This window comes from Candidatus Saccharimonadales bacterium (assembly GCA_035457485.1).
Classification (GTDB): Bacteria; Patescibacteriota; Saccharimonadia; order Saccharimonadales; family EFPC-124; genus DATIBO01.
On sequence record DATIBO010000006.1, the window covers coordinates 391,458 to 406,549 of the forward strand.

Sequence of the window (15,092 nt, forward strand, 5' to 3'; positions counted from 1 at the left end):
GATGTTCATTCGGGCCGAGCCCGCCCTTGGACGTGCTTACATGAATGTAGTTCATGCTGATGAGTCCAAAAGGACGAAAAGCTAAAAAGTATGAGAAAATAGAAGTAATGAAATTAATTTTTACGATTGCAATCATTGCATTGGGTTTGTGGGCGGCGGTTACCGGTGTGAATAATCTTTTGACTGTAGATGATCTTAAGGAGTGTAGCGGCCCGAGTTCAACTAATACTACGTGTGCTCCCGCCGATGCGATCGTAGCGATCAGCGGTGGCGATACGCCGGCCCGCGTCGCCGAGGCCATTAAACTCTACAAAGCTGGTTGGGCTAATGAATTAGTTTTTTCCGGCGCAGCTCTAGATGCCCAGAGCCCATCAAACGCCGAAGCCATGAAAGAGCAGGCTGTGACAGCTGGTGTTCCTGCGAGTGCAATTCTGTTAGAAGAAAACGCATTTGATACAACAGAGAATGCACTGCATACAAGCGTAATTTTAAGCGGCGCAGACCGTGTTATAGTTGTGACTTCACCTTACCACCAGCGGCGGGCGGGACTTGAATTTAAACGCTTTTTAGGGCAAAATGTTCAAGTTGTTAACCATCCTACTCCATATGACCGACTATGGCCGGATTATTGGTGGACGACTATGGCCGGTTGGTGGCTGGCAATGGCTGAAAGCGCAAAAACTTTAATTGTAATGATAAAAGCATGAATATTTATGTAGGAATGAGCGGTGGCGTTGATAGTTCGCTGGCTGCGGCTTTGTTAAAAGAACAGGGTCACACAGTAACTGGCGTTTACATGAAAAACTGGACGCAAGATTTGCCCGGAATGAAATGCCCATGGGCCGATGATTTAGCCGACGCAAAACGCGTCGCTGTTCAGCTTGGAATTGATTTTAAAGTTTTTGATTTTCAAAAAGAATATCGCCAGCAAGTTGTAGATTACATGATTGCCGAATATAAAGCTGGTCGCACACCAAACCCCGACATTATGTGCAACCAAGAGATTAAGTTTAAGATTTTTTTAAAAACTGCGCTAGAAGATGGTGCCGATGCAATTGCAACCGGGCATTATTCGCGCGTAAAAGACGGCCAACTTTTGGTGGCGGCTGATAGTGCTAAAGACCAGACTTACTTTTTATACCGTGTTACCAAAGACGCCTTACTTAAAACATTCTTCCCGGTTGGCGAACTCACGAAACCCGAGGTACGCGCAGAAGCCGAAAAGCGTGGTTTAGTCACCGCTGGTAAAAAAGATAGCCAGGGTATTTGCTTTGTCGGCGAAGTTGGTATTAAAGACTTTTTAAGCCAGTATGTTACAGCCGAACCCGGCGATGTGATTGATAAAAAAACCGGCAAAATAATTGGCCAACACGAGGGCGCAATTTTTTACACAATCGGTCAGCGCCACGGGCTGGGGATCGGCGGCGGCTTGCCATATTATGTAACAAGCAAAGATATTGCCAAAAACGAGGTTTATGTTACCACAGATATCAACGACGCTGCTTTATGGCTAAATAAAGTTGAGCTCAATCAACCGCACTGGATTGATGAAAAGCCAAAAGTTGGTCATGAATATCAGGTTAGAACACGTTATCGTGCGCCACTCGTAACGGCGAAGATTACGAGAATCAGCGACAAAATCACCGAGCTTGAACTTAAGGATACGGCTAGGGCAATTACCGCTGGTCAATCAGTTGTAGTCTATAGTGGTGACAAAGTTTTGGGCGGCGGAATCGTAGCCTAAAAACTTTAGCGTAAGCGTGTTACAATTGGCCTATGCAATCAGGCCAGCATCACACGGTTGGAGTGAATAAGCCCGATAAAAAACTCAGGCCCTGGATTTATATTGGAATTCTAGTTTTAACAGCGCTTGCTGTAGCGTTTGCAATTTGGTGGTCGGTACAGCAAACACCGGAGCAAATGGTGCAATCTGAACCTCCGATTGAGCAGGCTGTTCAAGATCAGCCCTTGGTTGTTCCAAAAATTGCTACCGAGGTTGTTTTAGGCGGGCGTGAACATATTTGGGATATTGGGTTTTTGCCCACTAAAGAAATGATTTTTACTGAACGCGGTGGTAAAATTAGCGCCTTTGTTGACGGCCAGGTTAGGGAACTTGCTAATGTAGACGATGTAAAAGTTGGTGGCGAAGGCGGCTTGTTAGGTTTGGCGATCGACCCTGATTTTGCTAATAACCGACTAATTTACACCTGTTACGACAGTACCTCGGGCGACGTTAGAGTTGTTAAATTTAAAATTAACGACCAACTAAATGGTCTGCAAGGTAAGACAGACGTTGTTACTGGAATCCCAGCGAACCCGAGCGGACGGCATTCTGGCTGCAGAGTTGCCTTTGGACTTGACGGATATTTATGGGTGGCCACTGGCGACGCTGCAATGAACGGAACAATCCCTCAAGATCCTGAGAGCCTGGGTGGAAAAATTTTACGTGTTGATCGTGAGGGTAATGCTGCGCCTGGCAATTTAGGTGGAGAATTTGATGCGAGAATTTTTTCTTACGGCCATCGCAATTCGCAAGGTTTAGCATTTTTTAGCGAGCCAATAAATGGCATCCAAGGTATAAGTGTCGAGCACGGGAGCTACCAAGATGACGAACTAAACCCTCTTTTGCCGGGTAACTTTGGTTGGTCTCCAGGCGCTGGCTACAACGAGCTTGGCGTGCCAATGACTGATAAGAGTCGGTTTACGGATGCCGTAAGTGCAATCTGGAGTTCCGGCGAGACTACAATTGCGCCTTCCGGTGCAGCAATCTTGCAAGGGCAAAATTGGGGTTTATGGCAGGGACGCGTTGCTGTATCGGTTCTAAAGGATAAACACGTGCGCCTTTTTGAGCTTGATAAAGACTTAAAGCTAGTTAGCGAGCTTGAGTTATTTAAAAACGAATTTGGGCGACTACGCGCGGCCACTCTGGGGCCAGATAACGCGCTTTATATTAGCACCAGCAACGGCAACGACGACAAGATCATTAGGGTTTTTACAACTGATTAAATTAAGTATGTGATATACTAACTTTGTAAGCATAAACATAATCGAGGGAAGTTATGGATCCGCAACAAAATCCTGGTGCAACACCAACAGAAGGCACGCAACCAACAACAGCTCCAACTCCGCCAAGCGGTGACACTGGCGCAACTCCACCAGCTCCAACAGAGGGCGGTAATTGGGAACAGCCCGCCGGTGGCACTCCAACTGCAGGCGGCACAACACCTCCGCCTGCTGGCGGTGAGGCGACTCCTCCAGCCCCAGATGCAGGTGGCACTCCACCAGTAGCCGGTCAGTAAGTCGGTGAACCAAAAAAGGGGTCGAGTTCTTTCGGCCTCTTTTTATATCTGTTATAATGGCATCAAATATGAACGCACAACAAATTCGCAATAAATACATAGAGTTTTACAAGCAACGTGATCACAAAATTATTCCGCGTGCTCTTTTAGTGCCGCAAAACGACCCAACTACGCTTTTTACGGGTAGCGGCATGCAGCCAATGGTGCCGTATTTGTTGGGCGAAGAACACCCCGAAGGCAAGCGAATTGCCGACAGCCAAACCTGTTTGCGTGTGCAAGACATCGAAGAGGTTGGTGATCCGCGCCACACAACCTTTTTTGAAATGCTCGGTAACTGGAGTTTGGGCGACTATTTTAAAAAAGAACAACTACCGTGGATTTTCGAATTTATGGTGGATGTCGTCGGGCTTGACCCAAACAAAATTTATGTAACTGCGTTTATAGGTGACAAAGAATTTAATGTTCCTAAAGACACCGAGTCGGGCGAAATCTGGAAGAGCTTATTTAAGTCCAAAGGAATTGAGGCTGGCGAAGTCGATTCTGGCTCCGAGGCTAACGCCGCTAAAGTTGGGATGCCGGCTGGTGCGCGAATTTTTTACTATGACGACAAAAAGAACTGGTGGTGGCGTGGTAGCATGATCAAAAATATGACCGTTGGAGAACCAGGCGGTCCGTCGACCGAGCTATTTTACGAGTTCGATTTTATCGAGCATGACACAAGCTACGGCGAAAAGTGTCATCCTAACTGCGATTGTGGCCGCTTTGTAGAGATTGGCAACAATGTACTAATGGAATATGTACGAACTGAAAAGGGTATTGAGCCATTGCCATCTAAAAATATTGACTTTGGTGGTGGCTTGGAACGTATTGCCCAAGCAGCAATTAACAGCCCAGACATGTTTAAAGTAAGCCTTTTGTGGCCGATCGTAGAAAAACTTGAGGAAATCAGCGGCAAAAAATACGAAAATCACACCAATGCGATGCGCGTAATTGCCGATCACTTGCGTGGTGCGGCGTTTTTGGCAGTAGATGGAGTGACACCAAGCAATAAAGAACAAGGCTACGTTATGCGTCGTTTAATGCGCCGTGCGATTCGTTTTGCGTTTGAACTTGGCGTCGAGCAAAACTTTATGCAACAAATTGTTCCGGTGATCGCCGAAATATACGAAAAAGATTTCCCTGAAGTGGCGAAGAATCGCGATCACGTGGTTGAGGTTTTGGCGCGCGAAGAAAAAGTGTTCCGTCAGACCCTGAGGAACGGACTAAAAGTTTTTGAAAAACTTACAACCAAAGAAGTCGTTCCGAGCTCTGCGCATATTGGACTAGACGCTCGAGTTGATGGTGATACTCAGATAGGCAAAGTAAAGATAAGGTTGCTTAGGGGTGAAGATATATTTTTATTGTACGATACGTATGGTTTTCCAGTTGAGCTTAGTGTCGAAGAAGCATTTAAGCAAGAAGTTGAAGTTCCCGAAAACTGGCGCGAAGACTTTGAAAAACATATGCAAGAACAACGTGCTCGCAGCCAAACTGCCAGCAAAGGCGTGTTTAAGGGTGGTTTGGGTGGTCAGCAATTAATCCATAAAAAATATCACACTGCGACTCACTTGCTTTACCAGGCTTTGCGCGATGTTTTAGGTAAGCACGTGATCCAGCGGGGCAGTAATATTACTGAAGAACGGTTACGTTTTGACTTTAGTCACCCAGAAAAGGTAACTCCAGAACAGCTAAAACAAGCCGAAGACATTGTTAATGAGCAAATTGGCAAAGACTTAAAAATATCATGGGCCGAATATCCAACTACCGAAGCAACCGGGCCTTTGGGTGCTTTGGGGCAGTTTGGCGATCGCTACGGCGAGACTGTTAAGGTCTACAAAATGATCGCCGATGGCGCCGAAAAACCTTTTAGCTTTGAGATCTGTGGCGGTCCGCATGTTGATCATACTTTGCAGTTGTTCGAAGATGGTAAACGATTTAAGATCTTAAAAGAAGAAGCAAGCAGCGCCGGTGTGCGTCGAATAAAAGCAGTTTTGCAATAATTATAAAACAGCCCCAGAGAGTATCTGGGGCTTTCGCCGCCCATGACGCTATAGTCAGGGCGGCGCGTCTTTTGGCTGTGAGATGCATGATCGCACTTATAGCCTGATGGTCGTCTTCTTAGGGCGAGGGAAGATCAATGTGATCCAGCTCGCCATTCGGCAGAATGAATGGAGTCGACAACGAGAACTATCGCTTGGTGTGGTGGCGTCCCTTGCTGGGACTGCCGGACAGGAGTCCGTAAGCCGCAACGGCGATCAACACAAAGGTCGAAGTCACGCCGAAGAACATGAAGTTTTGAGCACTCTCGTCGTTCTGCGTAAGCGTGCAGGCCATGCTCCCACCATATCCTACGGCCGCACACGTCATCGAAACAATCAACGAGATGTACCAAAGCCAAGTCTTAAACTCCACAGCTTCCTCCAAGGCTGCGATCCAATTAGACTTCTATATTATACCACAAGCACTATAAAATTCAAGGTATTGAGGGATGCGAGCGGCGAAATAGAACGCCGGCCCGCACCCCTGCTACTCACGAGGCGAGGGAGGAGAAAAAGTCTCCGAAGCCCTCGGCGATGTCGATGAGCGTTCCGAACACCGACTTGACCACGTTGGCAGCACCGCTCGGGTTGTTGACAACCCAGGCAATTCCCAGGATCAGCAAGATCCACGGCAGGAACTTTTTAAACTTGGCCACGATGAGCCTTTCTCGAGAGGTGATCTATTAATATCACAACTAAGCTTTTGCGGCAACTGTTCAATTAACAAATCAGCTTATGCTATACTTACCTGTAGATGATTTTTAGTAAGCTCAAAAACGTCATTCCGGGTAGCGGTAACGGAGGGGATCAACACCTCGTAGCGTTAGATATTGGAACAGGATTTATTAAAGCACTTATCGCCAAAGTTGATGGCGACGATTTACGAATCATAGGCATGGGTCGCGAGAAGCAAGGTTTGAGCGACATGCACGCGGGAGCGATCGCAGATATCGGCGCCGTTGTGCGTAATTGCGAAAAAGCTCTAAACGACGCCGAAAATCAGGCCGGCTTGCAGGCAAAACGTGTGGTAATTGGAATTGCCGGCGAACTTGTAAAAGGGATGACTAGCACGATTCGCTATAAGCGGCCTCAGCCAAATATGCCGCTGGACATGCGTGAAATGGAATTTATCATCGAAAAGGTTCAGGAACGCGCGCAAGCTAAAGCGCAAAAACAGATTGCCTGGGAGACCGGCAACGACGATGTCGAGATTAAACTGGTTAACAGTGCAATTGTGAGCATACACATCGATGGGTATAAAGTTTCTAACCCAATTGGTTTTCAGGGTAAAGATGTAGCTATTCAAATTTACACAGCTTTTGCGCCAATGGTTCATATTGGAGCGCTGGAACGAACTGCTCAAGAATTAGATTTAGATTTAATTGCAGTGGCCGCGGAGCCTTTTGCGGTTAGTCGCAGTGTTCTAGGAACTGATGCAAGTACAAATTTTACGGCAGTTTTAGCCGACGTAGGCGCTGGAACGACCGATATTGCCGTTGTTAACGACGGTGGCGTCGAAGGCACGAAAATGTTTGGAATCGGCGGCCGCAGCTTTACGCGCACAATTGCTACTGACCTTGATTTGCCTTACGATGATGCCGAAAAATTGAAACTTCACATTGAGGAGCCTAATTTAAAAGCGGACATTAAGAGCAAGGTTGAAGATTCCATTGATAAGACTTTGGATGTTTGGATTAACGGAGTAGAGCTTGCGCTTAGTGAGTTCGATGCGATTGATCATTTGCCGAATCGTATATTACTTTGTGGTGGCGGATCATCACTAAAAAAACTTGTGACGGCACTTGAGACTCGTGATTGGTATAAAGAGTTGCCATTTACTCGTAAGCCCAGTATTCATCACATAAAACCAACCGACGTGGCCGGAATTATTGACGAAACGGGCAATGTAAACGATCATACATACATAACCGCAATGGGTTTGCTCCGAGTAGGATATGATACGATTGTAGGCAGTGCCGGCCCCGAGGGCGTAAAAGAAACATTTAACAGAATTTTAAGGGTATAACGTGCAAAAAGATGTAATTTACATCGACACAGAAGACGACGTAACCGCCATAATTGGCAAAGTTAAGGCCACTAAAAATAAGATTGTCGCGCTAGTTCCGCCAAAACGAATCGGCGTTTTGCAGAGTGCCGTTAACTTGAAATTGTTGCAAAAAGCGGCGGCAGGTTCACAAAAACACATCGTGTTAATTACTAACGAACACAGTTTGGTTGCGCTTGCGGCTGGTTTGAGTATGCCTGTGGCAAAAAATCTGCAATCTAAGCCCGAAATTCCAAAAATTGATCTTTTGAACGACACCGAAGAAGAAGTTATTGATGGAGAATCGATCCCAGTTGGCGATTTTGCCAGTAAGATTGGTTTGGCTGCGGCGGTTAAAAAAGATAAATCGGCGGCAGATGAAATTAGTGAAAAAGTGGATATCGGTGAAGTCGCGGTAGAAGCGGTTAAAGAGGGAAAGGGCAAGGTTAAGTCTGCGGTTCCAAACTTTAACACCTTTCGTAAAAGATTCTTTTTGATAGGTGGTGGTGTTTTGGTTTTGATTTTGTTCATGGTGTGGGCATTTGTGTTTGCGCCACGCGCCACAGTTACAATTACTGCGAGAACTACTGCTGTCAACATAGATAAAAATTTAAAGCTCGACCCATCAATTCAGGCAAGTGATACAAACGCGTTATTACTAAAATCAACCGAACAATCTGTTAAAAAAACAGTAGCGGTTGAATTCGATGCCACGGGCACCAAAGAAATTGGCAATAAATCCAGCGGCACTATAACAATCCGGAACTGCGATTTTTCGGATGACACGGTAATTCCTTCCGGAACAAAGTTCACCGCCACGGGTGGGCAGGTTTTCGTGAGCACCCAATCTGTAACCGTGCCGGACTTCACAGGGCCTTCTAGTTCGTGTACACAGGCAGGATCTGAATCTGGTAAGGCGACCGTTTCGGTTGAGGCTACGGCCGTTGGTCCAGACTACAACATTGCTGCACAAGCCTACTCGATTAGTGGTTACTCTAACAAAGTTGATGGCGTGGGATCGGCCATGACTGGTGGGACAAAAGAAACTGTGAAAGTTGTTTCGCAACAAGATGTAGACAAGGCGCGTGAGCAGTTGCCAAAGCCAGATGACAATGCGGCTAAAGTTGAATTAAAACAATTATTTACTGCTGATCAAATTGTGATCAATGAGAGTTTTGAAACATCGAAAGCTCCCGAGGTTGTTGCTCCAAATGTTGGTGAACAGGCAACTCGAGCCAAACTTAGCCAGGAAACCACTTATAAGCTTACCGGAGTCCAGCGCACAGATGTTGATGCAATTCTAAAACAAACTGTGGACGCTGTTTTGCAAAGTAAGTCCGATCAACAAGCGTATAGCTATGGTCAAGACACGATTGTATTTCAAACTTTCCAACGCATCGACGACCATACAGTAATGTCACGAATGGTCACGACAGCTTACATTGGCCCTAGAATTGACACAAACCAGCTGGCGCAACAGCTAGAGGGTAAGCGCTACGGTGAGATACAGGAGATTGTTAACCTAATTCCAGGTGTAGAAAATGTAGAAATTAATCTATCGCCATTCTGGGTTACTAAGGCGCCTAAAGCTGAAAAAATAGATATTAAATTTAGCGTAGAGAACTAGAGTGTATATTGCTTTCGACGTAGGTGAAAAACGCATTGGTGTCGCATTGGCCGATCCGGCAATTAAAGTTACTTGGCCTCTAAAAACCGTTGATGTCACCGAAAATATAAAGCAGGTTTTACAGGACTTAGTGAACGACAGCAGTGTTAGTGATATTGTGGTTGGTCGGCCGTTAAATCAGTCCGGCCAGACTACGCGGCAGACAGAAAAAGTTGAAGAATTTGTTCAGGACAACCTAGTCGATCTTGGCCTACCAATTCACTGGCAAGAGGAATCACTAACGTCTGTTTTGGCCGAAGAACGTCTGACTAAATCTAAAAAGAGCTTTCAAAAACATGAAATCGACGCTGAAGCTGCCGCAATTATTTTACAAGATTACCTGGAGACCTTGCATTGAACGATATTAGGCGATCTCCCAAGCAAATAAAAAAGGCTGATATTTTACCAGCGCCTAGATCATATGAGGCACCCGAAAGTCAACGATCATCTAGTTCTAAAAAACAGGCTGAATCTATCTTGGGAAATCTTGATTTGCCTAGAGTTGAGCCCGTTAAACCTACCGAAAAGCGCAAATTAATAAATTGGATAGCAGGCACAATCCTGCTTGGCATATTACTAAGTATGGTAGCGGCCGCGTTTGGTTATTTTTGGTATCAAGAAGCATTAAAACCTAAAACTCAGGACTATGTTCAGGTCGAAGTTGAAATACCACAAGGCGCTTCGATAGATCAAAGTTCAGCAATTTTGCAAAATTCAGGCGTTGTTAAAAGCTCTCTGGCTACCCAGCTTTACATGACATTTACTGGTAAAACTAGTGTAAAAGCCGGGCATTATTTATTGTCACCTAACCAATCGGTTGCCGAAGTCGTTGACTGGTTAAATGAAGGGCGTGTTGACACGATTGAGATTACCATTTTACCGGGTAAAACCCTCGCTGACATTAAAGCCTTATTCTTAACTTACGGTTATTCTCAGCAAGATATCGACGCTGCCTTTGCGAAAAACTATCAGTTCGATCTTTTCGAAGGCAAGCCAGCCGATGCTAATCTCGAGGGTTATATTTATCCTGACACGTATTTTGCTTTATCGGGCGACTCCGTAGAAGACGTGCTAAGTAGTGCATTTGCTGAATTTGATGCGCTTATTAAGCAAAATAACTTAAAAGAGCAACTTGCGCGGCAAGGTCTTAATCTTTATCAAGGCATAACGTTGGGTTCGATTGTCTACAAAGAAGTTAATGGTCCAGAAGATCAACGCAAAGTGGCTCAAGTATTTTTAAAGCGTATGTCCGAGGGTATGCCTTTAGGATCTGATGTAACTTTTATTTACGGCGCTAAGCTTTTGGGTGTAGCGCCAACTCCAACACTTAATTCACTTTATAACACTCGTATTGTATTAGGTTTGCCACCGGGACCGATAAGTAATTTTACGATTGGCGCGCTCGAGGCCGTAGCCAATCCCGCTAACACCGAGTATTTATATTTTGTCGCCGGCGATGATGGCATTACGCGCTTTTCTTATACAAATGAAGAACATGAGCAAAATGTAAACTTGTACTGTCGAGTTTTGTGCGAGCTTGAGTAGTTAACTATATTACGTAATATATTGACACTTTAGGCAATAACGACTAGAATTGATATATGCACTTGAGGTAGGGTGGGATACCTAAAACCTTAAGGCTCTTCCGTAGCCCCAAAAGCGAGTAAATTACAAATTAGTAATTAAAGGCGGCCGCACGGAAGTGAATCCTGGCAACAGGCATTCCGGAGAAGCATATTATTACCCAACGTGTACGAGAAAAATTCTCGAACATATTACCAAAACGTGATTCGACTTTCGTAGTCGATAGTGATGGTAATTTGGTAACACCAGAGACGCGCAACAGCTCTCGCAATAAAAAATTGAATATTGCTCTGCTCAGTTCCCATGTAGCAGTTGTACTTGGTATTATCGGTCTAATTGGCCTTAACTATCGCGCGCCCGTCGAAGCGGGCAGTTCTTCACAAGCACGTTCGTTCGGTGTGTTAGACGAAGCCGCTGCTCCTTCAGTTGACCAAATTGTGGCAGCGGACGTTGCTACGGCCGTTGCTCAGGTAGCTAAACTGCCTGTGGAGTCTAACGTTCAAAGCCTGTCTATTTCGCTTGCTGGTAAAACCGAGCTTGCGCAAACCGAGTCTGACTATGTAACTAAACCTCAGATCGTGCAAACCGAAACAGGCCGAGCACCGATCACTACTTACGTTACTGTGGATGGCGACAATGTTAATTCGGTGGCCGCTAAATTTGGAATCTCAGAAGATACAGTTCGTTGGGCTAACAACCTAACTTCCGACGCCTTGACCTCTGGTAAAGAGTTGAAAATTGCTGGCACAACGGGTGTAGTTTACACTGTTAAAGCAGGTGACGCTGTCGACGGCTTAGCATCAAAGTACCAAAGTGACAAAGATCGAATCGTCTCTTATAACGACCTCGAGCTAAGTGGTTTGATCGTGGGCTCTCAAATTGTCTTGCCTGGTGGTGTGTTGCCTGAAAACGAGCGTCCCGGTTATGTTGCTCCGCGCACTTCCGGAAGTGTTAACGTAGCTTACGTGGCCGTTCAGCCTACAGTTTACGCAGGAAATAAGTACGCCTATGGGTACTGTACTTGGTATGCATACAACAGGCGTGCGGAACTGGGTCAACCAATTGGTAGTAACTGGGGCAACGCCGCTACTTGGGCAACTTACGCGCGCGCTGGCGGATTCCGAGTTGACAAAACTCCTGAACCAGGAGCTGTATTCCAGACTGCTGCAGGATGGTATGGATTTGGTCACGTTGGTATCGTCGAGCGTGTAAACGGCGACGGAAGCTTTGTGACTAGTGAGATGAACTATGGTGGTTGGAACCGAATTTCTAGTCGAACAATTTCTGCTGCTGAAGCTGGCCAGTACAACTACATCCACTAGTCCTATCGCAAACTAATTCATAAGATGTTATAATTAGCAAAATGTTTGTTGATAAAGTTTTAGTTAAGGTGATTGCGGGCAATGGCGGAAACGGCGTTGTTAGTTGGCGCAAAGAAAAATTCATTGATCGCGGCGGCCCAGATGGCGGCGATGGCGGGAGAGGTGGTGATGTTATTTTTGTTGCCGATCCTAACGAAAATACTCTTGTATCTTTTAGGTTTAAACAAGAACTTAAAGCGCAAAATGGTGTAAACGGTGCTCATCGCAATCAGCATGGCCGCAATGGTGACGATTTATTTGTTAAAGTACCTGTCGGAACACAAGTTTGGCAAGACGATAAAATTATTGCCGACTTAGTTGCCAACGGTCAGCAAGTTGTCATTGCTAAGGGTGGTGATGGCGGTTTTGGCAACGCTCACTTTAAATCGTCGGTGCGACGTGCCCCAAAAGTTGCGGAAGTCGGTGAGCAGGGTGAGGAAAAAGATCTTACGTTAGAGCTTAAAATTTTAGCCGATGTTGGTTTACTTGGTTTTCCTAACGCAGGAAAATCAACGTTTTTATCCGTTATTAGCAATGCAAAGCCTGAAATCGGCGATTATGCTTTTACAACGTTAACTCCAAACCTAGGTGTCGCGGTTATCGATAATTCTAGTTTGTTGGTGGCGGATATTCCTGGATTGATCGAAGGTGCAAGCCAAGGCAAAGGTTTGGGTGATGCTTTTTTGCGACATGTCGAGAGAACCGAAGTTCTGATCCATCTAATTGATATTTACGAAGATGATGTTGCAAAAGCATATCAAACTATAAATGCTGAGCTCGTGGCTTACAATAAACAGATGTCGAAACGTCCGCAGATTGTGGCTTTGACTAAAATTGAAGGTTTGCCGCAAGACGGAATTGACCAAAAAATCGCCGAACTTAAAAAAGTAGTGCCGAAAGGAACGCAGATTTTTGCGATTTCGTCGCAGGCGCACATTGGTGTGACCGAACTTTTACGAGCTGCACAAAAATTAGTCACAAAGGTTAAGTCTAAAGCGGCTAAAAATCCTGCTAAAACAGACGAATTACCAACTATTAGCCTTGGTGAACAGCAAAAGGAGAATGCCTGGAAAGTTACTAAAAAAGAAGGCTACTTTGTGGTTGTGGGTAATAAAATTGAAAAGTTTGCAGCTAGAACCAACTTCGACACGGAGCCTGGTCTGCGCAGATTACGTGACATTATGAAAAAAATGGGCATAATGCATGAGCTTGAACGACAAGGTGTGAAACACGGTGATAAAATTGTAATTGGTCGCCGAACTGATTATAGTTTGACGTTTTAATACGTGCTTAGCTGGTTCACCTTTTTTAGGCAGTTGATGTTACACTTATTCCAATGAGCAATTTCTTTTTTTACGATCTAGAGACCTCCGGTTTTGACCCCAAAAGTCAGCGTATTATGCAATTTGCTGGGCAGCGGACTGACGAAAATCTAAGTCCAATTGGCGAGCCGGTTAACGTTTTGGTTAAGCTGACAGACGAAATCTTGCCTGACCCTCAGGCTGTTTTAATCACTGGGATCACGCCGCAGCAGACTTTGCAAGATGGCTACACGGAAGCTGATTTTTTGAAATTATTACATGATCAAGTTTTTTTGCCGGATACTATAATTTTAGGCTTTAACAGTGTTAGATTCGACGACGAATTTATGCGGTATACACTTTATCGCAATTTTTATGACCCTTACGAGTGGGCATGGCAGGATGGTCGAAGTCGTTGGGATATGTTAGACGTCGTGCGAATGACTCGTGCGCTGCGGCCAGAGGGCATAAACTGGCCGGTCACCGAAGACGGCCAAGCAATAAATAAGCTTGAATTATTATCGAGCCACAATGGGCTAGATCACGAAAAAGCTCACGACGCTCTAAGTGACGTCCTTGCATTAATCGCTGTGGCAAGACTAATTAAGCAAAAACAGCCTAAACTTTTTGAGTATTTATTAAAAATGCGCAGTAAAAAAGAAGTTGCCAATTTGGTTAACTTAGATGATCCGCAGCCGTTTATTTATACTTCTGGGCGCTTACCTAAGGGTACCGGCCATACCACGATAGCCTATCCGTTAGCTCCAGGGGGCACGCCGGGTACTGTGATTGTTTATGATTTGCGTCACGACCCCACAGACTGGGATGAAATGAGCGTAGCTGAACTGCAAGAAGTACGATTCGCTAACTACGAAAAACGCCAAATGGAAGGTTTTGTCCCGTTGCCAGCAAAGGAACTTAATTACGGAAAGTGCCCAGCGGTCGCTCCTGTCGGAGTGCTGGATGAAGCCGCCCGCGACCGTATTAAGATTGACATGAAACTGGTTCAGCAAAACCTGAATAAACTTAAAAGAAGTGGCTTGGCCGATAAACTGCGTGAGGTCTTTGCTCGCGGTGAGTTTGCTAAAACATCAGATGTGGACGCGCGTTTATATGATGGTTTTGTGGGCGATAAAGATAAAATTAAAATGGCTGCGGTCCGGGCGGCCGATGAAAAAATACTAGCCGATTTTAATCCTGATTTTACCGATGAACGTCTAAGTGACTTGCTTCTACGCTATAAAGCGCGTAATTTTGCTAAAAGCTTGGCCGAACACGAGCAAGCAAGCTGGGAATCTTACCGCAAAGAACGCCTGCAACGAGATTTGCCTGTGTTCGCGCAGAACCTGCAGACTCTAGGCTCACAAGCTCAAACTACAAACTCACACTTTTTGCTCAGCGAACTTCAGCTTTGGGCCGAAAGCATTGCACCGGCTGACTAACGCTTTTTTATGTGTTTTTTGTACCAGGCTAGGATTACCTGAAATTTTTGGATAAACAGCTCTTTAACCTGCCTTGCAGATGTAAACTCGGTTGCTAAAATTGCAAAACCTAAAAATATTGCCGCCCAACCCGGACCAGGTAGAGCGAGCATGGCAACGCCGGCAACAACTGTTAACCAGCCGGCCACAAACACGAAAATTTTACGCACTGACTGCGGTATTTTTTTCCAGTTCTGCTCTAGCAAGTTTTTCATTTAATTGTATTATAACTTAATTATCAAAATTTTGTGAGTCTGGGCATTGGGCCAGCGCCTCTC

General features: G+C 45.3%; 14 protein-coding genes. 12 read left to right on the top strand and 2 right to left on the bottom strand.

What is annotated here, in order from left to right; translation table 11 throughout:
* The first annotated feature begins 59 nt into the window (after positions 1-59).
* From VLA77_02255 to VLA77_02275, 5 genes are all read left to right on the top strand, one after another.
* Positions 60-707 (top strand): YdcF family protein, encoded by a 648-nt coding sequence (locus tag VLA77_02255; GenBank protein ID HSE29386.1) that lies wholly within the window; start codon positions 60-62, stop codon positions 705-707.
* Positions 704-1,744, top strand: a complete 1,041-nt coding sequence (gene mnmA / locus VLA77_02260) for a tRNA 2-thiouridine(34) synthase MnmA (protein HSE29387.1) — start codon at positions 704-706, stop codon at positions 1,742-1,744. Before VLA77_02255 ends, mnmA begins: the two co-directional genes overlap by 4 nt.
* A 32-nt stretch (positions 1,745-1,776) precedes the next feature.
* Entirely contained in the window at positions 1,777-3,006 is a 1,230-nt protein-coding gene (locus tag VLA77_02265; GenBank protein HSE29388.1) for a PQQ-dependent sugar dehydrogenase, read from the top strand.
* Between the two features lie 53 nt (positions 3,007-3,059).
* On the top strand, positions 3,060-3,299 hold the full coding sequence (locus VLA77_02270; GenBank protein HSE29389.1) for a hypothetical protein: 240 nt from the start codon (positions 3,060-3,062) through the stop codon (positions 3,297-3,299).
* Between the two features lie 68 nt (positions 3,300-3,367).
* Positions 3,368-5,338: an alanine--tRNA ligase gene (locus tag VLA77_02275; GenBank protein HSE29390.1), complete on the top strand. Its 1,971-nt coding sequence runs from the start codon at positions 3,368-3,370 to the stop codon at positions 5,336-5,338.
* A 530-nt stretch (positions 5,339-5,868) separates the two neighbouring features.
* Here VLA77_02275 and VLA77_02280 read toward each other — a convergent pair.
* Positions 5,869-6,033 (bottom strand): hypothetical protein, encoded by a 165-nt coding sequence (locus tag VLA77_02280; protein HSE29391.1) that lies wholly within the window; start codon positions 6,031-6,033, stop codon positions 5,869-5,871.
* Positions 6,034-6,131: 98 nt separating this feature from the next.
* On the opposite strand from VLA77_02280, the gene VLA77_02285 reads away from it, so the two are divergent.
* The 7 genes from VLA77_02285 to sbcB all read left to right on the top strand — a co-directional run bounded on the left by VLA77_02285 (position 6,132) and on the right by sbcB (position 14,775).
* Entirely contained in the window at positions 6,132-7,403 is a 1,272-nt protein-coding gene (locus tag VLA77_02285; GenBank protein HSE29392.1) for a cell division FtsA domain-containing protein, read from the top strand.
* Between the two features lies 1 nt (position 7,404).
* Complete coding sequence (locus VLA77_02290; GenBank protein HSE29393.1) at positions 7,405-9,048, top strand: hypothetical protein; 1,644 nt, start codon at positions 7,405-7,407, stop codon at positions 9,046-9,048.
* Between the two features lies 1 nt (position 9,049).
* Complete coding sequence (gene ruvX / locus VLA77_02295) at positions 9,050-9,445, top strand: Holliday junction resolvase RuvX (protein HSE29394.1); 396 nt, start codon at positions 9,050-9,052, stop codon at positions 9,443-9,445.
* Positions 9,442-10,632, top strand: a complete 1,191-nt coding sequence (gene mltG / locus VLA77_02300; protein HSE29395.1) for an endolytic transglycosylase MltG — start codon at positions 9,442-9,444, stop codon at positions 10,630-10,632. The genes ruvX and mltG overlap by 4 nt, the downstream gene beginning before the upstream one ends.
* A 275-nt stretch (positions 10,633-10,907) precedes the next feature.
* Positions 10,908-11,993 (top strand): CHAP domain-containing protein, encoded by a 1,086-nt coding sequence (locus VLA77_02305; protein ID HSE29396.1) that lies wholly within the window; start codon positions 10,908-10,910, stop codon positions 11,991-11,993.
* 41 nt (positions 11,994-12,034) lie between these two features.
* Entirely contained in the window at positions 12,035-13,315 is a 1,281-nt protein-coding gene (obgE, locus tag VLA77_02310) for a GTPase ObgE (GenBank protein HSE29397.1), read from the top strand.
* Positions 13,316-13,368: 53 nt separating this feature from the next.
* Complete coding sequence (gene sbcB / locus VLA77_02315; protein HSE29398.1) at positions 13,369-14,775, top strand: exodeoxyribonuclease I; 1,407 nt, start codon at positions 13,369-13,371, stop codon at positions 14,773-14,775.
* Here the strand turns inward: sbcB and VLA77_02320 are convergent.
* On the bottom strand, positions 14,772-15,029 hold the full coding sequence (locus VLA77_02320; GenBank protein HSE29399.1) for a PGPGW domain-containing protein: 258 nt from the start codon (positions 15,027-15,029) through the stop codon (positions 14,772-14,774). The genes sbcB and VLA77_02320 overlap by 4 nt on opposite strands.
* Positions 15,030-15,092 lie beyond the last annotated feature (63 nt).

What these genes read in the sequence shown, in the direction of transcription:
- VLA77_02255 (HSE29386.1), top strand. Translation starts at nt 60, where the DNA reads ATGAGTCCAAAAGGACGAAAAGCTAAAAAGTATGAGAAAATAGAAGTA.
- mnmA (HSE29387.1), top strand. Translation starts at nt 704, where the DNA reads ATGAATATTTATGTAGGAATGAGCGGTGGCGTTGATAGTTCGCTGGCT.
- VLA77_02265 (HSE29388.1), top strand. Translation starts at nt 1,777, where the DNA reads ATGCAATCAGGCCAGCATCACACGGTTGGAGTGAATAAGCCCGATAAA.
- VLA77_02270 (HSE29389.1), top strand. Translation starts at nt 3,060, where the DNA reads ATGGATCCGCAACAAAATCCTGGTGCAACACCAACAGAAGGCACGCAA.
- VLA77_02275 (HSE29390.1), top strand. Translation starts at nt 3,368, where the DNA reads ATGAACGCACAACAAATTCGCAATAAATACATAGAGTTTTACAAGCAA.
- VLA77_02285 (HSE29392.1), top strand. Translation starts at nt 6,132, where the DNA reads ATGATTTTTAGTAAGCTCAAAAACGTCATTCCGGGTAGCGGTAACGGA.
- obgE (HSE29397.1), top strand. Translation starts at nt 12,035, where the DNA reads ATGTTTGTTGATAAAGTTTTAGTTAAGGTGATTGCGGGCAATGGCGGA.
- sbcB (HSE29398.1), top strand. Translation starts at nt 13,369, where the DNA reads ATGAGCAATTTCTTTTTTTACGATCTAGAGACCTCCGGTTTTGACCCC.
- VLA77_02320 (HSE29399.1), bottom strand. Translation starts at nt 15,029, where the DNA reads ATGAAAAACTTGCTAGAGCAGAACTGGAAAAAAATACCGCAGTCAGTG.